Origin of the sequence: Carnobacterium sp. ISL-102 (assembly GCF_018612935.1) — a bacterium.
Classification (GTDB): Bacteria; Bacillota; Bacilli; order Lactobacillales; family Carnobacteriaceae; genus Carnobacterium_B; species Carnobacterium_B alterfunditum.
Genome location: NZ_JAGGRF010000002.1, coordinates 131,708 through 152,040, shown reverse-complemented (window position 1 = coordinate 152,040; position 20,333 = coordinate 131,708). Strand labels below are relative to the sequence as shown.

Sequence of the window (20,333 nt, the reverse complement as noted above, 5' to 3'; positions counted from 1 at the left end):
AATAGTCGGAAAAAACAGAGTTTGTTATAGTAAATCAGAAAATCACTTCTTGTCGTTAAGAAGAGCCTTTTATTAGCAATTGAATAGAGCTTAAGTTAAACTAAATCTATAAAAGACGATTTCTACATAGGTATAGGAAGGGTTGATGGAAAATGACAAAAGTGGTACTGATCGTAAATCCTTCTTCAGGAGGAGAAAAGGGGAAAGAGTATACAGATCTTGCTCTAGAAGTTTTAGAATCAATGTATGATGAGGTCATACTTAAAGAAACAGCTAAAGGCGGAGATGCTGAAGAATTTGCTGAAACAGCTGCTAAAGAACGCGTGGAAGCAGTTATTGTCATGGGTGGTGACGGAACAGTAAATGAGTGTATAAGTGGTTTAGCAGAGGAAGCCTATCGTCCAAAATTAGGCATCATTCCTTTGGGGACTGTCAATGATTTAGGTCGTGCAGTAGGCGTTCCACTTGATCCGAAAGCAGCCATTCGTATGTTGACAAACGCAAGAACAAAAAAACTAGATGTTGGGAAAGTAAATGATTCCTATTTTATCGATGTCATTGCGATTGGGAAAATTCCAGAAGCAGTTAAAAACGTAGATGCGGATCAAAAAACAAAATTAGGATCGTTAGCCTATTTTATTGAAGGAGCAAAGGCTTTTAACGATAATCAAAGCTATCCTTTTAAATTAGTCTTAGATGATGAGGTCATTGAACAAGAATCTAGTTTAGTACTTATCGTATTAACGAATTCTGTCGGAGGATTTGAAAACATGTTGCCGCATGCAAAAATAGATGATGGATACTTGCATTTAGTTGCATTAAAAGGGAAGACTTTAATGGATAAAGTTAAATTAATTCCTAAAGTGATTTCAGGAAACGCAACTGATGCAGATGAAACACTATACAGAAAATTTAAATCAGGTAAAATAGCTGTCGTAGAAGAAGATATCCAATTGGTAAGTAATATTGATGGAGATGAGGGAGACAAACTTCCTCTTACCGTTCAAGTTTTACCTAGTCACATCACGATTTTTGTTCCAGAAGATTCAAAAAATGAATAAAAAATAAGACAATCTTTAAAAAGATTGTCTTATTTTTTATGTTATTTCACGTATTCTTCAGTTAAGGACATAAAAGTATCGACATCATTTTTCATGATGGCAATACCAGCTTCCCAAAAATCTGGTTTAGTTAAGTCGGCATTTAGATGTTTCTTAGCTAAATCTTCTGTAGACATTGAGGCAGTGTCTCTCAACAATGCAATGTATTTATCTTCAAAACCAGCTCCTTCTTCTAAAGAACGAGCATAGATTCCTAAACTAAATAAATAGCCGAAAGTATATGGGAAATTATAAAAAGGAACATCAGCAATAAAGAAGTGGAGTTTACTAGCCCAAAAATGCGGGTGATACTCACTTAAAGAATCTTGATACGCTTCTTTTTGAGCCTCTTCCATCAATTCACCAAGGCGATCCTCTGTTAAAATACCGTTTTGACGTTCATTATAGAATCGTGTTTCAAATAAGAAACGCGCATGTATATTTAGAAACATGGCTAAGGCATTTTGTATTTTCGTATCCAATAAAGTGATTTTTTCTTCTTTAGAAGTCGCTTCTTTAACGGTAGCATCGGCTATGATCATTTCTGCAAAAGTACTTGCTGTTTCAGCAACATTCATTGCATATTGTTGGTTAAGAGTTGGTAGATCAGTCATTACATGGCTATGAAAAGCATGACCTAATTCATGTGCTAATGTAGATACTTCACTTGGCGATTCAGCATAAGTCATAAAGATACGAGATTCTTTACTTTCTGGCAACTCTGAACAGTATCCACCAGGTCTTTTTCCACCACGGTCTTCAGCTTCAATCCAACTGTGGTCAAAAGCGTATTGAGCAAAATTAGCCATTTTCCCACTAAACTTACGGAAATTTTTTACAATAAAATCAGCACCATCATCATATGGATAAACCTTAGCAGATGTATTTCCGATTATCACTGGTGCTTCAGTATCTTGCCAAGATAATTTGTCTTTTCCCAGCAATTGAGCCTTACGATTTAAGTAATCAACAAAAGGCTTTTTGTTGTCGCTAACGGCTTTCCACATTGTATCTAAGGTTTCCTGGTTCATCCGATTATATTCTAAAGGACGTTTTAAAAAATCTTTAACACCATGAGCTTTATAGTCTGCTAGGCGAAAACCAGCCAAATGATTTAATGTGTCGCTGAATAAAGGAGCCATGCTCCCCCAGGTTTCCTCCCATTTCTTGAATAATTGCTCGCGAACTTTTGCATCCGGATCAGTATTCATTTTATTATAGGCCTGTCCAACTGACAACTGATGGATATGACCTTCACCATCTTCAAAAGGAATCTCAATAGTTGCTACTAATGAATCGTAATGATCGCTCCATCCTTGGAAACCATCGATGGAAAGAGCATTGATCAAGGCTTCTTCTGTTTCGCTTAATAGTTCTTTACCATGTCTACGCGTTTCATTTAGGCTGAATTCAATTTCTTTAAAAGCAGGTAGTTCAACTAGCTCATTCCATTTATTATCAGGCATAGCGACCATTTTTTTTGTTAAAATAATTTGAAGCGTACTAAAAGCGCTACTCAATTCGATTACTTGGCCAAGAAGGGCCCCAGCTTGTTTATCAAGTACATCTGCAGATTGAACAGCTTCTACAAAAGTAAAAACTTGAGAAAGTCCCTTTGTTAATTTTTCTTGAACAAGCAGAATATCGGCTAGCTCTTTAAATGCGGGACCATCTTTTTCAGTATCCCACTTAGTAGTAAGTGAAGATAATTCATCTAGCTGATTTCGGATAAGAGCTAATTTTTCTTTTAGTTGTGGTGAACTGCTGCCGCCTGGAAAAATAGATTCAAGATCCCATTTTATATTGTATTTCATATTGTAACTCCCTTTCACACTTTGAATAAATCCATTATACTCTAGTTTGTCAAAGTTTTAAAACCAGTAGTTATTCAAACTAAATAAGTGTAATAAGCCTGACTTAAAAATAACCACCAAAAATACTTCACTATAATGTAAAATAGACATAGTTAGCTTGATGATACATAAAAATAAAGGTTAATACAAAGTTATGAAAGAAGGAAGATACAGATGCGTTCAACTACAAAAGATAATTTTTTTATTCTACTAGCATTTATAATAATGGCAGTATTATTTTACAGTTCTTCTCAGCCTTATGGAGAACAATCGTTGACAGGTATGCTAGATGAAATTTTAGCTAAAGAACCATTGAAAAACCTTTTAAGCCTGATTCAATTTAATTATGCAGGCGATGAAGTGAGCATTGCTGCACAAGGATATAGTTCGTTCATTGAATTTTTTATTCGGAAATTGGCTCATTTTGGAATTTATTTTTTATTAGGGTTATGTTGGTTTTTAGGATTGAAAAATAAAATGACAAGCATTGGGTTAGCAGCGCTTGTATCATGGCTATTAGCATCTGGCTATGCAGCTTTTGATGAGTTACATCAAAGTATCACACCTGATCGGACTCCTTTGATGGAAGATGTCATTTTGGACGCTACAGGAGCATTGACAAGTATTTTCCTAGCTATAGTATTTTTCCTGTTCTATTCTAAAAAGAAAAAAAATAGATCTTTATTTAAAAAGATAAAACGATAGATAAATTAGTGAATAGTTGCTCTGTAACGGGTTTTTTGATAAAATAAGGGCAGCTATTTATTCTAGCTTAATACACTTATACTATGAAATGGGGAGTTTGGAGTGTCAGGACATTCAAAATGGAACAATATCCAAGGGCGTAAAAATGCACAAGATGCAAAACGCGGGAAAATATTCCAAAAAATATCAAGAGAAATATACATGGCTGTGAAAAGTGGTGGGCCTGATCCAAACATTAACCCTTCATTACGTATGGTGATGGATAAGGCTAAGTCTAATAATATGCCGAATGATAATGTTGAACGCGCTATAAAAAAAGGAAGCACAACAGGTGAAAATGAAAATTATGATGAAGTGATTTACGAAGGGTATGGCCCAAAAGGAACGGCTGTATTGGTTCATACTTTAACAGATAACTTAAATCGTACTGGGACTAATGTTCGTGTCGCTTTTAACAAAAATGGCGGCTCTATGGGCGAAAAAGGTTCTGTTAGTTATATGTTTGATCGTAAAGGGTATATCGCAATTGAACGTGAAGGGCTAGAAATTGATGAAGATACCATGCTGATGAGTGTCCTAGAAGCTGGCGGAGATGAAATGGAAACATCAGATGAAGTATTTGAAATTTATACGGATCCTTCTGATTTACCAGATGTACGTGATGCTTTAGAAAAAGAAGGTTATACATTAGCGCAAGCTGAGGTAACTATGATTCCACAAACAATGGTTCAGTTGCCGGAAGATAAAAAAAGTTTATTCAATCAAATGATCGATAAACTTGAAGAAGATGACGATGTAACTGAAGTTTTCCACAACGCTGAATTATAAGCGATTAACTAAAAATTGAAGAATCCCTACCTTTCTAGCACAAATAGAAAGGTAGGGATTTTTTTTGTTAAAAATTAGTAAAAAGAATAACGCAATACTAACTTGACTGCACATATTTAAATTAAGAACAATAACAAAAATGCGGATAAGGGAGGTGGATAATGGAAATTGAAGAGTTTACACAGTATGTTGTTTTAAAAGCTCAAGAAACAGGCACAAGTGATATCCATATTTTGCCTGAAGATAATCAATACCGATTTTATTTTCGAATCGGTGGAAAAATGAGTTTCTGGAATGCTGTACCAGAAGAAGAAGGTAAACGATTTATTTCCTATTTTAAATATTTAGCGAATATGGATGTAGGTGAAAGAAGAAAACCGCAAAGTGGAGCTGCTCAATTGATAATTGAAGGAAATACTACTGCATTAAGGTTTTCGACTATTACAAATTTTCGCGCTCAAGAATCTATGGTTATAAGAATTTTAAACCAATCGATGCATCTATCTTTGTCGAAAACAACTTATTTCAAAAAAGAAGTTCAAATGATTGAGCAGTTGGCTCAATTTAATAGTGGGTTACTCATTTTTTCAGGCCCCGTTGGATCAGGTAAGACGACAACGATGTATCAACTTGTTCGTGAAAGTTATCTAACAAGTAGACAACAAGTTATAACAGTTGAAGATCCCGTTGAGATTGAAGAACCATTGTTTTTACAAACACAGGTAAATGAAAAAGCTGGAATTACTTATGAGACGCTTTTAAAGTCTAGTCTGCGTCATCACCCCGATATCATTATTATTGGTGAAATAAGAGATGAAGAAACAGCGAAAATGGTTATAAGGGGAGCTTTAACCGGGCACATGATCATTGCAAGTGTTCATGCAAAAAATACTGTTGGAGTTATTTCACGGTTATTGGAACTTGGGGTGACACAAGAGCAGTTAAAGCAAACTTTACTCGGGGTAGTCTTTCAAAAGTTGATTCCGAGATATTGTCCTTTTTGTAAAGGAGACTGTGAACCGGCATGCCTCCATATAAATTTGTATGAAAAAAGAGCAATATTATATGATGTTTTATCAAGGGAAGAGCTTAAGCATTATCTTAACCAGACTCAAACAGAAGAACAAATTCAAGGGAAACAAACCAGGTCTTTTAACTTATTGTTAAGAAAGGCGTATGCATATGGCTACATCAGTGAAAAAAGTTTTATTCAGTTCCAAATCCCTTAAAAAAAAATCACTGTCTATCCAAGCTTCATTTTTAATTAAACTGTCTGCATTGATGACACAGGGATTTTCTTTAAAAGAAGCATTATTATTTTTAAAAATGATAGTGCCAAAGGAAGCGCATTGGATCCAAGCCATTCTTGAAGAATTAGAAAATGGAGAGCGTTTTGATCGCAGCATAAAAAAACAAGGATTCTCTGAACGAGTTTCTTCTCAAATTTATTTATCGTTTATCCATGGTAATCTAACAGAAGCCTTAGCGGCGAGCGGGAATTACTTAGAAGAAAAAGTGAAACAACAAAGCCAGCTGACAAAATTATTGCAGTACCCCATATTTTTATTGCTATTTATGATAGGTATTTTAATGGCGATCCGTTATACGATACTGCCTAATTTTGAGCAAATGAATGCTACAAAGGGTTCTATTGTTAATAGCGTTGCGATTGGCTTTGTCTACTACTTCCCAGCTATTTTAGGTATCGGTTCAATAATCGTCTTCTTGATTATTTTAACGATTCGTTATCAATTAGGAAAACAGACAGCTATTCAACGTACAGCTTTTTTCATGAAAATCCCTATTATTTCTACGTTATTAAGGTTGTATTATACAAATTTATTTAGTTATGAGTGGAGTCAATTATTAAAAAGTGGTCATCAAATGAATAAAATTATTGAACTCATGCAATCGAAGGAAACAACGCAACTCATGCAAGAGGTTGCGGGTAAGATGGAAAAAGAGCTAAGAACGGGCCGGAATTTTAAAGAATCAATGGACAGTTTTTCTTTTTTTAATAGTGAACTTGGATTCATTATTATGCATGGTGAAGCAACTGGCCGTTTAGGAACAGAACTGGCTGTTTATGCAAAAGATTGTCAACTGCGATTGACGGTTCAGATCCAAAAAATATTTAGTTGGATCCAACCTGTTATATTTTTAGTTATTGCCTTTTTTATTATGTGTGTTTATCTAGCTTTGTTACTACCAACGTTCACAATGATGGAGGAAATATTATGAAAATGAAAAAACAATTGAATCAAAAAGGATTTACACTGATTGAAATGGTAATGGTACTATTCATTATTTCAGTATTGATGCTGTTGATTGTACCCAATGTAGTGAAACAAAAAGATTCGATCGATGCTCAGGGGACAGAAGCATTGGTTACCGTTATTCAAACGCAAGTTGAGCTTTATGAATTAGAGGGTGAAGAGGGGGCAGTATCCTTAGACGCTTTACAGCAACAAGGATATCTATCAGCGAAACAAGTTAAGCAAGCAAGCGCTAAATCCATTACTATTACGAACGGCATAGTGAGTTCGAGTCAAAATTAATGGAATCATTAAATGAAAAAGGGATACTGCTCTTTGAAATGCTCCTTGTTTTGTTAATTGCTGCTAGTTTATTACTTATTCCAACTATTTACACAAAAAACACTAAAAATACGTTAGAAAACCAGTTGTTTGTTGAAGAATTACAAAGTCATATGACAGCTATTCAAAATTATGCCATTTTATCTGGGAATACAGCGACAATGATTGTATCCTCTCAATACAAGACGATCCAATTTAAAGTTATTGATGATGAACAGAATGAATTGAACCAATTGATCCATTTACCAGAAACGATAACCACTCCTAATCGTAAAACCTACTATTTTAACGGCTACAGCGGGAATTTACGTAATTTTGATACTTTAGTTTTTTTTATTAACAATACAAGGCATACCATGGCTTTTCAGTTAGGAAGTGGCAGGTATAATTGGCAATAAGAAAGTGAATCAAAAAGGGTATTTATTGATTGAAAGTTTAGTAGCATTTTCTATTTTAAGTTTGTGTATGGCTATTTATATTCCTTTCATTGTAAGTATGCTAAAAAAAGTTGATGCAGAAAAGACAGCTGTTGAAATGTATCGCATCCAGTACGAACAAGTACAGAAAATTGAGCAGCTTCAAACAACGGATAACACTTGGAGAACGGGAGGGAAAGTTTTTACCATCGAACAAATAACAACTACTGCTCAAAAAGGAGTACGTATAAAACATGAGAAAGAAGAAATTTCCATTGAAATCCTGTCTTTTCAAAAGGTTAACCCTTGACCAAAGAGGGTTTACTTTAATAGAAGCCTTAGCAGCTTTATTTATTCTAGTTTTATGCATTTCTCTTTTAAGCTTTGCAACGATGCAATACCAAGCGATACGTAAACAAACTTTTGAAGAGCGACAACTTGAATGGCATATGTTTTTGAACCAATTCGAATACAATATAGAAGGACTCGTTTTTGTTAGTGCTAAACCAAGTGAATTACAGTTTAAATTACTGGACGAAAAAGGCCAGCTTAAGGAAATGATTTATTATGAAAGACACTTTGAAGTACTAAGACGTCGAACGGGGTCTGGAGGACATCATCCTATGCTAATGAAAGTCAAAGCAATAAATTTTGTTCAAAATAATTCATTTATAGAGATCACAGTAACTTTTTTAAATAAAGAAACCTATCATGCACAACTATCTATTGAGGATAATTTAGCAGGTGTTCAAAATGAATGAAAAGGGAGCTGTTTTACCTTCAGTGATGGTGTTTGTCTTATTGATGAGTATCATACTTTTAGGGACAAATAAAATTTTTGAGAATCAAATGAACCAATTAAGAATGACAAAACATTATTATAATGTAGAAAGTATGCTGATACTTTCTAAAATGGAACTCAAGAATCAGTATGAACTAAATCAAGAACTAGAAAATGGAATCGTTACTTTTTTTGATGGAACAGTGACCATCCAAAAAAAAAGCATGGATTCATTTACTTTAAAAGGAACACTTAAAAATGTCTTTTCAAAACAGATGGAAGTCCAACTAAAGCAACAACCTATTGAAAATTCAAATGATATGGAAGCACAAGAAGACAGAATAGCTATTACAGAAAATTAAAAAAATGAGAAATAACTTCATTGTAAGCTTAAGTGAAGTTATTTCTTTTTGTGGTTCGATTTGATATAATGATCGAATAGAAACGGCTACTTAAAAAAAGATTAAAATACATACAAAAATAAGGAGTGAAGAATAGTGACTAAACTAACTAAATTACGTGAAGGTATGAAAGAAAAAGGTATTGAGGCATTATTGGTAACAAGTCCTTATAATTTGCGGTATATTTCAAATTTCACAGGTACAACTGGTCTATGTGTTATAACAGTAGATAAAGCTTACTTTGTGACCGATTTTAGATATACTGAACAAGTGGCAACACAAGCTGTAGGATTCCAAATTATTACAAACGTTGGACCTATTTTCGATGAAGTCGCAAAGTTGCTAGATAAAAATAAAATTCAAACTTTAGGTTTTGAAGAAGATTTTGTCACATACAGTACCTTTGAATTATTAGAAAAAATTATTCCGAGTGAATTGATTCCAGTAAAAGGATTAATTGAAGAACTAAGAGAAGTTAAAGATGAAACAGAAATTGAAACGATCAAGAAAGCCTGTTCTATTTCTGATGCGGCATTTAAGTTTATCTTAGGAGAAATAAAACCTGGTATGTCAGAAATTGAAGTAGCCAATTTGCTTGATTTTCATATGCGCGGCTTAGGAGCAACAGGCGTGTCATTTGAAACGATCGTAGCTAGTGGGATCCGTTCAGCAATGCCTCACGGAGTAGCCAGCCATAAGAAAATCGAAACAGGAGATTTCGTTACAATTGACTTCGGCTGTTATTATGAAGGGTATGTTTCTGATATGACGAGAACAATTGCAGTGGGTACACCAAACGAAAAATTAAAAGAAATCTATGCTATTACACTTGAGGCACAGCTGAAAGTTATTGATGCGGCTAAACCAGGCATGTCGGGTGTCCAGCTAGATGCTGTTGCACGAGATCATATTGCAAGCTATGGTTATGGAGAGGCTTTTGGGCATTCAACTGGTCATGGGATTGGGTTAGAAATTCATGAAGGACCAAATGTTTCCAAGTTAGCAGAAAAAATATTTGTACCTGGAAATGTGATTACTAATGAGCCAGGAATCTACCTTCCAGGATTTGGTGGGGTCAGAATTGAAGATGATTTGGTGATCACTAAAAATGGAAATGAGGTCATTACTCATTCTCCAAAAGAATTAATCATTTTGTAACAGTATTTATTTACAATTTATTAGGCAGAACACTGAAAAAATGATACACTTATATAGAAAATAGGAACGGACTCATAGGAGGAAATTAAATGATTTCAGTAAACGTTTTTAAAACAGGTTTAACAATCGAAGTAGACGGTTCAATATGGCGTGTTATAGAATTTCAACATGTAAAACCTGGTAAAGGTGCTGCTTTCGTGCGTTCAAAACTTAAAAATTTACGTTCTGGTGCTGTACAAGAAAAAACTTTCCGTGCAGGCGAAAAAGTGAAAAAAGCTCAAATCGATAATAAAAAAATGCAATATTTATATGAAAGTGCCGGCGCTTATGTATTTATGGATAGTGAAACATATGAGCAAATCGAATTACCAAGGGATGCGATCGTTGAAGAATTAAAATATTTGAAAGAAAATATGGAAGTTCATGTTTTAATGTACGATACAGAAGTGTTAGGTGTCGAATTGCCAAATACAGTTCAACTGCGTGTTGCTGAAACAGAACCTGGTATTCGCGGAGATACTTCCTCAGGTGGAACAAAACCAGCAATCTTAGAAACGGGAACATCCGTAAACGTTCCTTTCTTTGTGAATGTGGATGATGTATTGATTGTTAATACTCAAGACGGTTCTTACGTATCACGTGCATAGTCATTCAATCGCAATGGTAAAAAGAAATTAGTGAATATAGGAGGTTTGCCTTATGGCTGAAGAAGCGACAGTTGCAATACATGATACTAAAGGTACTCTGGGTGAAATAGAAGTAGCTCCTCAAGTAATTGAAGTGATCTCAGGTATTGCTGCAAACAAAGTAGATGGAGTCTATGCAATGCGAGGGAAAATATCTTCTGGTGTTTCTGAGTTATTCGGACGAGTAGACCATAAAAAAGGGGTCCATCTAACATCTAGTGAAGAAGGCTTAAAAGTAGATATTTACTGTTACTTTGTTTATGGAGTATCAGTACCAAAAGTTGCTTTAGAAATTCAAGAAAAAGTAAGAGAACAATTACTTCAAATGACAGACATAGAATTAGCTGAAGTAAATGTTCACATCGTAGGAATTGTACCGGAAAAAACAGAATTACAAGAATTATTAGATCTTGATAAAGAAGAAGATGGTGACGAATAGTGAGCTTAACACGACGTGATATTAGAGAAAAAGCATTACAATCGCTTTTTCAACTTTCCGTTAATGATGAATTGTCAAAAGAAGAAGCGATGCAACAAGCTTTAACGAGTGAAAATGAATTAGTTGATGAAGTTGAAACAGTTCTGGTACCAAGTTATTTAGATATGCTTGTATCAGGTGTAATGGAAAAACAAGATGAAATAGATGAAAAAATAAAAAGTCATCTAGAAAACTGGTCATTAGATCGCCTTGCTAAAACGGATTTAATTATTATTCGAGTGGCAATTTTTGAGATGATGTACGTTTCAGATGTACCAGATAGAGTAGCACTAAATGAAGCACTGGAAATTACTAAAAAGTACAGTGATGAAAAATCAAGAAAATTTGTTAACGGTGTTTTAGCAAATATAGTAAATGAAAACAGTGAAGATGAAGCTGAATAATCTTTGTTTTTAGGCTATACACTTTTTGGTGTGGATGAAGAAATTCATCCACGCCTATTTTTGTACGAAAAAGGGACTACCATTTTTCGTGTTAGTAGATTAGGTGAATCCTTTACTTGAAATTTCTGGATGCATAAAGGTTATTTTTAGAAACTTTCGCAATGGAGATTTGAGGGTATAACTGTTCGAATTCTTATGATAAGATAGTTATGATGAAATTATTTTTACTTCAGTTGAGACGAAAAGGGTGGGATTCTTATGAGTGCAATAATTATGAGCGGTAAACTATTAGCCGATGAAATGACGATCGAGATGCAGAATAATGTCAATAAACTTAAGGAAGAAGGAATCATCCCTGGTTTAGTTGTATTATTAGTGGGTGAAGATCCTGCAAGCCAAACGTATGTTAGAAATAAAGAAAAGCGTGCAAAATCTTTAGGATTTCACTCGCTCGTAAAGCGTTATCCAGCAGATATATCAGAAGAAAAATTATTGAATGAAGTCATCCGATATAATGAAGACCCTTCTTTCCACGGGATATTAGTCCAATTGCCTTTGCCAAAGCAGATCGATTCAGATAAAATATTAAATGCTATTGATTCTGTAAAAGATGTTGATGGGTTCCATCCTGTGAATATGGGAAAATTACTTATAGGACAACCGGATAAAATACCTTGTACACCATATGGTATTATGAAACTATTGGAACGTTATGAAATAGAAATCGAAGGAAAAACAGCAGTAGTCATAGGCCGTAGCAATATTGTTGGAAAGCCTATGGCACAGCTATTAATGATGAAAAATGCAACTGTGACTGTGGCTCACTCTAGAACAAAAAATTTGGCCGAATTAGCTCGTACGGCTGATATTTTAGTTGTTGCGATAGGCAGAGGCAACTTTGTTACAAAAGAATTTATAAAACCAGGTGCTGCAGTTATTGATGTAGGGATGAATCGTGACCAAAATGGCAAATTGATCGGTGATGTAAAAAGTGATGAGGTAGCTGAAGTTGCAGGCTACTTAACGCCAGTTCCTAAGGGAGTAGGCCCAATGACGATCACAATGCTATTGTATCAAACGATTGAAAGTGCTAAAAAAATTGCTGCTAGCTCAAAAAAAAGATAACATCTTTAATGCTGCAATACCGCTAAAGGAGTGAATGAATTGTCAGATGATTACTTAACGGTCACCGCATTGACTAGATACATTAAACGAAAATTTGAACGGGATCCTTATTTAGAAAGAATCTATTTGACAGGTGAAATTTCTAACTTTAGAAACAGACCAAATGCACATCAATATTTCAGCTTAAAAGATGACCATGCAAAAATTTCTGCTATCATGTTTAAACCAGCTTTTCAAAAACTTAAGTTTACTCCTGAAGAAGGAATGAAAGTACTAGTTATTGGGCATATTTCGTTATATGAAGCAAGTGGGAATTACCAAATAACGATTGAACATATGGAACCCGATGGAGTTGGGGCTTTATATCAAGCCTTAGAAGAGATGAAGAAAAAACTTAAAAATGAAGGATTATTTGATGCTCCAAAGCAATTGATTCCTACTTTTCCTAAAAGAATTGCAGTTATAACGAGTCCTAGCGGCGCTGTTGTAAGAGATATTATGACCACGATCAAAAGACGATTTCCTATTGTACAATTGGTTATCTACCCTACACTTGTCCAAGGAAATAAAGCTGCTGATGCAATCGTATCAAGTATCCGTATGGTAGAAGAAAAAGGTTATTTCGATACAATGATCATTGCGCGTGGTGGAGGTTCGATTGAAGATCTATGGCCTTTTAACGAGGAGAAAGTTGCACGTGCGATATTTGAAGCTCAAACACCCATTATCTCTTCTGTAGGACATGAGACAGATACGACTATTGCAGATTTAGTAGCAGATGTTCGAGCAGCAACTCCAACAGCGGCGGCTGAATTATCCGTTCCTCTATTGTCAGATGAGTTGATTAAAATTGATCAGTTGAAATTGCGCCTTGTTCAAAGTTACGCTCGGAAAGTTGAGGTTTTAAATCAACGACTCAACAGTCATTTAAGCTCTTATATATTCAGTCAACCGCAAAGATTGTATGAGGGATATGCTCAAAAATTGGACCTTTCATCTGAAAGGCTCGTTCGAGCAATGGAAGAGAAAAACCAGCAATTAAAAAATGAGTTAAATGTACAAATGCTGCAGCTAAATGCACAAAATCCAACGCAATTGGTAAAGCAAAAATTTAGTGATTTGAGTGTAATAAACCGCCAGTTGACGACGCAAATGGAATGGTATATGGAAAATCAAACTAAACGATTTCAATACGCTATACAGTCGCTAGATTATTTGAGCCCGTTAAAAATCATGAACCGAGGATACAGTTATGCGACAAAGGACGGAAAAGTTATTAAAGACAGCAAACAAGTTGAATTAGAAGATAAGATACACATTCATTTGCACAAAGGAAACTTTGAGGCAAAAGTGATAAAGAAAGAAGAGGAATCTAAATGAGTACAGCTAAAAAAATGAAATTTGAAGAAGCTATGCAGCAGTTAGAAGAAATCGTGACGAATTTAGAACGTGGCGATGTTCCATTAGAAGAGGCGTTAGATCAATTCCAACAAGGTGTAAGTCTAAGTAAGTTTTGTAAAGAAACCTTACAAAATGCAGAACAAACATTGACTAAAATAGTAGACGAGAATGGAAAAGAGAAATTGTTTGAAGAGAATAGTGAAAAGGAATAGGAAAGTGAGCCGACCATGGATCTAAATTCGTTTAAAAAAAAGGTAATGCCGTCATTTGAAAAAGAAATGCTGGCATATATAGGGAAAGATTTAACTAAGAAAAAAAAACTGCATGAAGCCATGTCTTATTCTTTAGCAGCAGGTGGAAAAAGAATTAGACCCTTACTCCTTTTAGCAACAATTCAAACGTTGGACGGCAATGTCAAAAAGGGCTACGCTGCTAGTGCAGCTTTGGAATTTATCCATACGTATTCCTTGATCCACGATGATTTGCCAGCCATGGATGATGACGATCTACGCAGAGGGAAACCAACAAGTCACATTGTATATGGTGAAGATATAGCAATTTTAGCTGGAGATGCTTTGCTGACACAAGCCTTTGAAATCGTTGCAGCATCTGAAATTCAACTAGAAAAAAAACTGAAATTAATTTTAGCATTAGCAAAAGCAGCAGGTCCAGAAGGTATGATCTTAGGACAGATGGCGGATATTCAAGGAGAAGGCAAAAACCTTAACTTGGAAGAACTTCAGCTTATTCACAGAAATAAAACTGGTGAATTATTAAAATTCCCAATTTATGCAGCTTGTGTGATCTCTGATGCAATACCAGAAGTAGCTGAACAATTGTTAAAGTATGCTGAACATATCGGATTAGCTTACCAAATTCGTGATGATATTTTAGATGTAATCGGCGATGTAGAAGAAATAGGTAAAAATATTGGAATGGATGAAGCTCATAATAAAAGCACTTATCCTGGTTTGTTAACACTTGCAGGAGCAAAAAAGGCTTTGGATCAAGAGTTAGCAGCTGCAAAAGAAAATTTGACGGCCGTTGAATACATTAGCAAGGATTCAGCTAAACCAATCAAAATTAATTTATTGGAAGAAATTATTGATCTATTGGTGATCGATTAAAAAGATAGGAGCCGTTACATGAAGAAAGAACGAGTAGATATCCTCTTAGTCGAACAAGGCCTTGTAGAGTCTATAGAAAAAGCGAAAAGTATGATTATGGCTGGTCAAGTATACACAGCTAAAGAAGAACGGATCGATACTGCTGGAGAAAAAATTGCATCCGATACGCAACTCCACTTAAAGGGAAAGCATTCTCGTTACGTGAGTCGCGGGGGATTTAAATTAGAAAAGGCTATGGAATTTTTTGATGTAACCATTGCAGATAAAATCATGCTAGATATTGGCTCTTCTACTGGTGGATTTACAGATGCTGCTTTGCAACACGGAGCTAAAATGAGCTATGCTTTGGATGTCGGAACTAATCAGTTAGCGTGGAAACTTCGTCAAGATCCAAGAGTCGTTGTTATGGAGCAAACGAATTTCAGGTACTGTAAGCCAGAAGATTTTTCAAAAGGCAGACCAAACTTATCATCGATCGATGTTTCCTTCATTTCTTTACGCCTTATTCTTCCGGTTTTAAAAAATATTATTGCTTCCGGTGGAGATGTTTTGGCTTTGATAAAGCCTCAATTTGAAGCTCGTCGTGAAGATGTGGGCGAAAAAGGAATTGTCAGTGATAAAAAGGTCCATGAACAAGTTCTAACAGATATGCTGTCATTTGCGGTAAGTATTGGGTATGATGTACTAAATTTGACATTTTCACCTATCACTGGTGGAGAAGGAAATATCGAATTTTTAGCTCATCTACAATGGAATGATAAAATGCACGGTGAATTAGCTAAGACCGTAGATATAGAGTCAGTTTTAACAGAAGCATATGGCACACTAAAAAACAAAAATAAATAAAAATACGAGTGTACTAATTGAATTAGTACACTCGTATTTTTATTCTAAGATCTTTTATTTTTTTCTTTTCTATCTGAAATAAGTACGCTATGATAGGAGTATTAAATGAATAATACAGTTATGAGAATGAGGTGGAAAGATGAAGAAAAGAGAACGTCACCATTTATTACAAGAGTTGATTAGAGAAAATGTTATTGAAAAGCAGGAAGAGTTTGTGCGTATGTTAGAAGAAAGAGGCATAGAAGTCACACAAGCAACTATTTCACGGGATATCAAGGAACTGCAATTAGTAAAAGTTCCCTCACAAACAGGAGGATACCAATATAGTTTGCCGCCTGATATCCAATACGATACATCAATAAAATTGGAGCGTTTATTTAAAGATGCTTTTGTTTCAGTGGACACACAAGATTGTTTTCTACTCATTCGAACCATTCCTGGAAACGCTTTCGCTCTAGGCAGTTTGATTGACTCTTCAAATTTTGAAAGTGTCTTTGGAGCTATTTCGGGAGATGATACAGTATTTATTATTTGTCGTTCACCTGAAGAAGCAGTACAGTTAAAAAATCATTTTATACAATTAATTTAAGTGTCCAAGAGAGAAGTATTGGAGGTGTTAAACAGTGCTTCAAGAATTAACGATCAAAGATTTTGCTATCATAAAGAATTTGAATCTTAGTTTTAACCTCGGTATGACCGTATTGACCGGAGAAACAGGAGCAGGTAAATCAATTATTATCGATGCTGTTGGATTACTTGCGGGTGGAAGAGGATCTAGTGAGTTTATCCGACATGGTGCTGCTAAGTGTGTATTAGAAGCTTTGTTTTCGTTGGAAGGAAATTCGCTTACTTATGAATTGCTAAAAACTTATGATATTGATAGTGATGAAGGTATTGTTATCATTCAACGTGACATTCATCGCAGTGGGAAAAATATTTGTCGCATTAACGGCCGATTAGTTACTATAGCAACGTTGCGTTTAATTGGAGAATCCATTATTGATATCCATGGTCAAAATGAACATCAAGAATTGATGAATCCTGAACGCCACCTAAGTATGTTAGATCATTTTGGCGATAAAGAATTAGTCGGATTAAAAAAAGATTTTCAAGAAACCTACACGCAATATAAAAAAGTCGAAAAAGCCTATGAAAAATGGCAAAATGGCGAACAAGAATTGGCACAACGTTTAGATATGCTGCAGTATCAAACAAGTGAAATTGAAATGGCAGAACTTCTTGATGGAGAAGAAGAAGAATTGCTAGAAGAAAAAAACATCTTATCTAATTATCAAAAAATCATGTCAGCCTTATCTTTGAGCTATGATGTGCTGCAAGGGGATGAGGTCAATGGTATTGACTTAGTTGGGAATGCAATGACTGATATGAGCTCTCTGGAAGAGATAGATGAAAAATATAAAAATTTATCAGAAGCTATTTCAAATAGTTACTTCCAGCTCCAAGAAGCGGCTAGTGATATTTTGAGGGAAATAGATCAGATGGCTTATGATGAGAACCGGTTAAATGAGATTGAGAAAAGACTGGAAATCATCAAACAATTAAAGCGAAAATACGGTGATTCTATTGCAGAAATAAAGATTTATTATGAAAAAATTTCAGCTGAACTAGATCAAACCATGAATCGTGAAAATCATTTAACGAATATGACAAAAGAATTAGCTGATTTATCAAAAAAATTGATAAAAAAAGGCTGTCAACTTTCTTTGAAACGTAGAACAGTAGCTAAAGACATTGAACGGTCTATTCATGAACAATTACAAGAATTATATATGGAAAAAGTAGTTTTTGAAGTTCAATTCTTTAAACCAATTAAAGAATTTTTGAGTGAAGAAGCACATGAATCCGGCTTTGATGCGGTTGAGTTTTATATTGCTACAAATATGGGTGAGCCGTTAAAACCTTTAGCTAAGGTAGCTTCTGGAGGAGAATTGTCTCGTATGATGTTAGCGATGAAGACAATATTCTCTAAATCTCAGGGTATCACAAGTATTATATTTGATGAGGTAGATACAGGTGTGAGCGGACGAGTTGCACAAGCTATTGCAAATAAAATTTATATGGTAGCTGTTCATTCTCAAGTTCTGTGTATTACTCATTTACCTCAAGTAGCGGCGATGGCAGATAATCATTTATATATTTCAAAAAGCGTTGAAAATGACCGAACAAAAACGCATGTAAATGCTTTGGAAACTACAGAAAAGGTTGAGGAAATTGCTCGTATGTTAGCGGGAACCGAAATTACAAAACTAACATTAGAACATGCGAAAGAATTAACGGTATTAGCTAAAATAGAAAAACAAAAGCAAAAAAAAAATTAGTTAAAACAAATGATCTTGCAATCAATCGGACTTTAAGGTCTGATGTATTGCAAGATCATTTTTATTTAAAACTAGTTACAATTAATTTTACCAACGGATAGTATCAAGTAATTCTTCTAAGATATATTTTTCATTTTCATTTAGACCCCAAAATTCCAGTTCTTGCTTGATATCTGCTAGAAGTCCAAATTCTCTAACAAAACTATTTAGACGTGCAGCGATAGTAGAATCAATATAGTCAGAATAAGTTGGGAAAAGATAGGTAATAGAGCAATGGGCTTTAGGGTAACGTTTCAGGAAATACTTTTGGTGGCGGTCTTCGGCTTGATAAAAATGAGTATAGGGATGGATTTCTGTTTGTATTTTTTTGTGATGTTTATTTTCCCAGTCTTGTTTAACTTGGTGAGCTGTTTTTTGTTGCTCGGCATCATGATAGAATAAAAGAGAAAGATACTGGCGTCCTTTATAAGTACGATCTTTAGCAGCATCATGGTTGTCCCAAAATAAAGTCAAAATAGTTGGGTAAGAAATAACCTCAGGATCAAAATCGATTTCTAAAGTTTCAGTATGGTCTCCCATCAAATGGTAGGTAGGATCAAGCGTAGTCCCTCCGGCATATCCAACACGCGTACGAATCACAACAGGTAGATGGGCCAAATTGACTATCTGGCCCCCAAAAGCACCCCATACTAAAGGTAGCTGTTTGAAAACTAGTTGAACGTCTATTCAAATCCATTATTTATTGAACCTCCAAATTTTATAATAAAAACCCTAGGAGTCGATTTAGCGAAATCATTTCCTAGGGTTGACTTTAATTCATTGTAACTAGTGTATAGAGAACAGAAAAAAAACCTGAACCTAACATTGCAACAAGCATTATCCAAACAAACGCCTTCGTGAAGCGCTGCGTTTTAGATGCTTTTTTCTTGTTTTTTGTTGCCACGAGGTGATCCCTCACTTTCATGTACCTATTTCTTATAGTTTACAACAAAGAAGCTGGCAGAATCAATAGGCTATTAAAAATAATCTTTTTTTCTTAACATCCAGACCGTTATAGCACAGATAACGATGATGATCAAACAAATGATCCAAAAAACACCGAATGTGTTTTCTAGCGGTAAAGAGACATTCATTCCCCAAAGTGCGCCAATAATATTTGGAATAGTTAACACTATGGTAATTGAAGTCAAAACTTTCATGATATTATTCAAGTTATTTGAAATAACTGAAGAAAAAACGGTACTAATCTGTCTTAGTAATTTACTGGATTGTCTTATCATAGCTTCTGCTTGCTGATTTTCAATCACGACATCATGCAAAAAGGAAAGATTATTTTTATTTGAATTGAAACGCTCAATCGACTTTAGCTTTTTAAAAATCGGATGGTTGCTTTCGATAGCTGTACTAAAATAGACTAAACTTTTTTGTAAAGCCATCAGAGAAAATAATTGACGGTTCTTTGTCGTGGTGGTTAAGTTTTTTTCTAGTATTTCAACTTTAGAATTGATTTCTTTTAAATAAGAGATGTAATCAGAAGAAATGTGCCAAGCAATTTCTAGTAAAAAACGTTCTTGATTTGAACTATCAATTAGATAATCTAGCTTATTTTCAATCATATTTGAAATGAAAAAGGGTGTATGAACAGAAGCTGTAATGATTGTATTGGGTGTTAAAATGACAGCTAATGGTCTTGTAATATATTCGCTATCATTTGGGTTGCTTGTTATTTTTATTGGATAAAGGAACATAACCAATGATGAACTTTGATTTTCTTCCATTTCCAAATTTTCATAACGGGAAACTTCGTCTGGATCTAACACACCATCGAGGTAATCTTTTGGAAAGTTAAACTGACTAACTACTTGATGAATTTCATCAGCTGTTGGATCGGAAAGGTGGATCCACTCTCCATGGGTAAATTCGGTATCTTGAATAATTTTACCTTGGTTTGTTGTGTAATAGGACTGGATCATTGCAAACGCTCCTTAAAATTTGATTGATAAAAATTACAATTAAGCGATAAAGTCTACTTTATCACCTATTTTACACCAATTAGGTATAAAATAGGTGAAACCTGTGGTAATTATA

General features: G+C 34.8%; 25 protein-coding genes. 21 read left to right on the top strand and 4 right to left on the bottom strand.

The window, feature by feature from the left end; genetic code table 11:
• Positions 1-152: 152 nt before the first annotated feature.
• Positions 153-1,061, top strand: a complete 909-nt coding sequence (locus tag J7E16_RS01620; RefSeq protein WP_214887945.1) for a diacylglycerol/lipid kinase family protein — start codon at positions 153-155, stop codon at positions 1,059-1,061.
• A 41-nt stretch (positions 1,062-1,102) separates the two neighbouring features.
• Here J7E16_RS01620 and J7E16_RS01615 read toward each other — a convergent pair whose 3' ends face one another.
• Positions 1,103-2,914, bottom strand: coding sequence for a M3 family oligoendopeptidase (locus J7E16_RS01615; protein WP_214887942.1), 1,812 nt, complete (start codon positions 2,912-2,914; stop codon positions 1,103-1,105).
• 213 nt (positions 2,915-3,127) lie between these two features.
• Between J7E16_RS01615 and J7E16_RS01610 the strand changes: the two genes are divergently transcribed.
• From J7E16_RS01610 to recN, 20 genes are all read left to right on the top strand, one after another.
• A complete protein-coding gene (locus J7E16_RS01610; protein WP_214887939.1) occupies positions 3,128-3,658 on the top strand; it encodes a VanZ family protein in 531 nt (176 codons plus the stop codon).
• 102 nt (positions 3,659-3,760) lie between these two features.
• Positions 3,761-4,486, top strand: a complete 726-nt coding sequence (locus tag J7E16_RS01605) for a YebC/PmpR family DNA-binding transcriptional regulator (RefSeq protein WP_214887936.1) — start codon at positions 3,761-3,763, stop codon at positions 4,484-4,486.
• A 161-nt stretch (positions 4,487-4,647) separates the two neighbouring features.
• Entirely contained in the window at positions 4,648-5,715 is a 1,068-nt protein-coding gene (gene comGA / locus J7E16_RS01600; RefSeq protein ID WP_214887933.1) for a competence type IV pilus ATPase ComGA, read from the top strand.
• On the top strand, positions 5,669-6,727 hold the full coding sequence (gene comGB / locus J7E16_RS01595; protein ID WP_214887930.1) for a competence type IV pilus assembly protein ComGB: 1,059 nt from the start codon (positions 5,669-5,671) through the stop codon (positions 6,725-6,727). Before comGA ends, comGB begins: the two co-directional genes overlap by 47 nt.
• Positions 6,724-7,044 (top strand): competence type IV pilus major pilin ComGC, encoded by a 321-nt coding sequence (gene comGC / locus J7E16_RS01590; protein ID WP_034547878.1) that lies wholly within the window; start codon positions 6,724-6,726, stop codon positions 7,042-7,044. The genes comGB and comGC overlap by 4 nt, the downstream gene beginning before the upstream one ends.
• A complete protein-coding gene (gene comGD, locus J7E16_RS01585) occupies positions 7,044-7,481 on the top strand; it encodes a competence type IV pilus minor pilin ComGD (protein WP_214887928.1) in 438 nt (145 codons plus the stop codon). Before comGC ends, comGD begins: the two co-directional genes overlap by 1 nt.
• A complete protein-coding gene (locus tag J7E16_RS01580; protein ID WP_214887925.1) occupies positions 7,459-7,809 on the top strand; it encodes a type II secretion system protein in 351 nt (116 codons plus the stop codon). The genes comGD and J7E16_RS01580 overlap by 23 nt, the downstream gene beginning before the upstream one ends.
• A complete protein-coding gene (gene comGF / locus J7E16_RS01575; RefSeq protein ID WP_214887922.1) occupies positions 7,754-8,260 on the top strand; it encodes a competence type IV pilus minor pilin ComGF in 507 nt (168 codons plus the stop codon). The genes J7E16_RS01580 and comGF overlap by 56 nt, the downstream gene beginning before the upstream one ends.
• Positions 8,253-8,642, top strand: coding sequence for a hypothetical protein (locus J7E16_RS01570; RefSeq protein ID WP_214887919.1), 390 nt, complete (start codon positions 8,253-8,255; stop codon positions 8,640-8,642). Before comGF ends, J7E16_RS01570 begins: the two co-directional genes overlap by 8 nt.
• Before the next feature lie 165 nt (positions 8,643-8,807).
• On the top strand, positions 8,808-9,839 hold the full coding sequence (locus J7E16_RS01565; RefSeq protein ID WP_251006025.1) for a M24 family metallopeptidase: 1,032 nt from the start codon (positions 8,808-8,810) through the stop codon (positions 9,837-9,839).
• A gap of 89 nt (positions 9,840-9,928) precedes the next feature.
• Entirely contained in the window at positions 9,929-10,486 is a 558-nt protein-coding gene (gene efp / locus J7E16_RS01560) for an elongation factor P (RefSeq protein WP_214887916.1), read from the top strand.
• A gap of 52 nt (positions 10,487-10,538) precedes the next feature.
• The gene (locus J7E16_RS01555) at positions 10,539-10,964 is read left to right on the top strand and encodes an Asp23/Gls24 family envelope stress response protein (RefSeq protein WP_214887913.1); all 426 of its coding nucleotides are present in this window, start codon (positions 10,539-10,541) and stop codon (positions 10,962-10,964) included.
• Complete coding sequence (gene nusB / locus J7E16_RS01550; protein ID WP_214887910.1) at positions 10,964-11,407, top strand: transcription antitermination factor NusB; 444 nt, start codon at positions 10,964-10,966, stop codon at positions 11,405-11,407. Before J7E16_RS01555 ends, nusB begins: the two co-directional genes overlap by 1 nt.
• 258 nt (positions 11,408-11,665) lie before the next feature.
• Complete coding sequence (locus tag J7E16_RS01545; protein ID WP_034547898.1) at positions 11,666-12,532, top strand: bifunctional methylenetetrahydrofolate dehydrogenase/methenyltetrahydrofolate cyclohydrolase; 867 nt, start codon at positions 11,666-11,668, stop codon at positions 12,530-12,532.
• A gap of 39 nt (positions 12,533-12,571) precedes the next feature.
• The gene (gene xseA / locus J7E16_RS01540; protein WP_214887906.1) at positions 12,572-13,912 is read left to right on the top strand and encodes an exodeoxyribonuclease VII large subunit; all 1,341 of its coding nucleotides are present in this window, start codon (positions 12,572-12,574) and stop codon (positions 13,910-13,912) included.
• A complete protein-coding gene (locus J7E16_RS01535; protein WP_214887903.1) occupies positions 13,909-14,145 on the top strand; it encodes an exodeoxyribonuclease VII small subunit in 237 nt (78 codons plus the stop codon). The genes xseA and J7E16_RS01535 overlap by 4 nt, the downstream gene beginning before the upstream one ends.
• A gap of 15 nt (positions 14,146-14,160) precedes the next feature.
• Positions 14,161-15,060: a polyprenyl synthetase family protein gene (locus J7E16_RS01530; protein WP_214887900.1), complete on the top strand. Its 900-nt coding sequence runs from the start codon at positions 14,161-14,163 to the stop codon at positions 15,058-15,060.
• Between the two features lie 18 nt (positions 15,061-15,078).
• A complete protein-coding gene (locus tag J7E16_RS01525; protein ID WP_214887896.1) occupies positions 15,079-15,906 on the top strand; it encodes a TlyA family RNA methyltransferase in 828 nt (275 codons plus the stop codon).
• Between the two features lie 139 nt (positions 15,907-16,045).
• Entirely contained in the window at positions 16,046-16,495 is a 450-nt protein-coding gene (gene argR / locus J7E16_RS01520; RefSeq protein ID WP_034547908.1) for an arginine repressor, read from the top strand.
• Between the two features lie 34 nt (positions 16,496-16,529).
• Positions 16,530-18,245: a DNA repair protein RecN gene (gene recN / locus J7E16_RS01515; protein ID WP_214887893.1), complete on the top strand. Its 1,716-nt coding sequence runs from the start codon at positions 16,530-16,532 to the stop codon at positions 18,243-18,245.
• A gap of 87 nt (positions 18,246-18,332) precedes the next feature.
• Here recN and J7E16_RS01510 read toward each other — a convergent pair whose 3' ends face one another.
• From J7E16_RS01510 to J7E16_RS01500, 3 genes are all read right to left on the bottom strand, one after another.
• The gene (locus J7E16_RS01510; protein WP_251006013.1) at positions 18,333-18,902 is read right to left on the bottom strand and encodes a peptide-methionine (S)-S-oxide reductase MsrA; all 570 of its coding nucleotides are present in this window, start codon (positions 18,900-18,902) and stop codon (positions 18,333-18,335) included.
• A 154-nt stretch (positions 18,903-19,056) separates the two neighbouring features.
• Complete coding sequence (locus tag J7E16_RS01505; RefSeq protein WP_143298351.1) at positions 19,057-19,209, bottom strand: DUF4044 domain-containing protein; 153 nt, start codon at positions 19,207-19,209, stop codon at positions 19,057-19,059.
• Between the two features lie 52 nt (positions 19,210-19,261).
• The gene (locus tag J7E16_RS01500) at positions 19,262-20,218 is read right to left on the bottom strand and encodes a magnesium transporter CorA family protein (protein ID WP_214887890.1); all 957 of its coding nucleotides are present in this window, start codon (positions 20,216-20,218) and stop codon (positions 19,262-19,264) included.
• Positions 20,219-20,333: the final 115 nt, after the last annotated feature.

What these genes read in the sequence shown, in the direction of transcription:
- J7E16_RS01620 (WP_214887945.1), top strand. Translation starts at nt 153, where the DNA reads ATGACAAAAGTGGTACTGATCGTAAATCCTTCTTCAGGAGGAGAAAAG.
- J7E16_RS01615 (WP_214887942.1), bottom strand. Translation starts at nt 2,914, where the DNA reads ATGAAATACAATATAAAATGGGATCTTGAATCTATTTTTCCAGGCGGC.
- J7E16_RS01610 (WP_214887939.1), top strand. Translation starts at nt 3,128, where the DNA reads ATGCGTTCAACTACAAAAGATAATTTTTTTATTCTACTAGCATTTATA.
- comGA (WP_214887933.1), top strand. Translation starts at nt 4,648, where the DNA reads ATGGAAATTGAAGAGTTTACACAGTATGTTGTTTTAAAAGCTCAAGAA.
- comGB (WP_214887930.1), top strand. Translation starts at nt 5,669, where the DNA reads ATGGCTACATCAGTGAAAAAAGTTTTATTCAGTTCCAAATCCCTTAAA.
- comGC (WP_034547878.1), top strand. Translation starts at nt 6,724, where the DNA reads ATGAAAATGAAAAAACAATTGAATCAAAAAGGATTTACACTGATTGAA.
- comGD (WP_214887928.1), top strand. Translation starts at nt 7,044, where the DNA reads ATGGAATCATTAAATGAAAAAGGGATACTGCTCTTTGAAATGCTCCTT.
- comGF (WP_214887922.1), top strand. Translation starts at nt 7,754, where the DNA reads ATGAGAAAGAAGAAATTTCCATTGAAATCCTGTCTTTTCAAAAGGTTA.
- J7E16_RS01570 (WP_214887919.1), top strand. Translation starts at nt 8,253, where the DNA reads ATGAATGAAAAGGGAGCTGTTTTACCTTCAGTGATGGTGTTTGTCTTA.
- J7E16_RS01565 (WP_251006025.1), top strand. Translation starts at nt 8,808, where the DNA reads ATGAAAGAAAAAGGTATTGAGGCATTATTGGTAACAAGTCCTTATAAT.
- efp (WP_214887916.1), top strand. Translation starts at nt 9,929, where the DNA reads ATGATTTCAGTAAACGTTTTTAAAACAGGTTTAACAATCGAAGTAGAC.
- J7E16_RS01555 (WP_214887913.1), top strand. Translation starts at nt 10,539, where the DNA reads ATGGCTGAAGAAGCGACAGTTGCAATACATGATACTAAAGGTACTCTG.
- J7E16_RS01545 (WP_034547898.1), top strand. Translation starts at nt 11,666, where the DNA reads ATGAGTGCAATAATTATGAGCGGTAAACTATTAGCCGATGAAATGACG.
- J7E16_RS01535 (WP_214887903.1), top strand. Translation starts at nt 13,909, where the DNA reads ATGAGTACAGCTAAAAAAATGAAATTTGAAGAAGCTATGCAGCAGTTA.
- J7E16_RS01530 (WP_214887900.1), top strand. Translation starts at nt 14,161, where the DNA reads ATGGATCTAAATTCGTTTAAAAAAAAGGTAATGCCGTCATTTGAAAAA.
- J7E16_RS01525 (WP_214887896.1), top strand. Translation starts at nt 15,079, where the DNA reads ATGAAGAAAGAACGAGTAGATATCCTCTTAGTCGAACAAGGCCTTGTA.
- argR (WP_034547908.1), top strand. Translation starts at nt 16,046, where the DNA reads ATGAAGAAAAGAGAACGTCACCATTTATTACAAGAGTTGATTAGAGAA.
- J7E16_RS01505 (WP_143298351.1), bottom strand. Translation starts at nt 19,209, where the DNA reads ATGAAAGTGAGGGATCACCTCGTGGCAACAAAAAACAAGAAAAAAGCA.
- J7E16_RS01500 (WP_214887890.1), bottom strand. Translation starts at nt 20,218, where the DNA reads ATGATCCAGTCCTATTACACAACAAACCAAGGTAAAATTATTCAAGAT.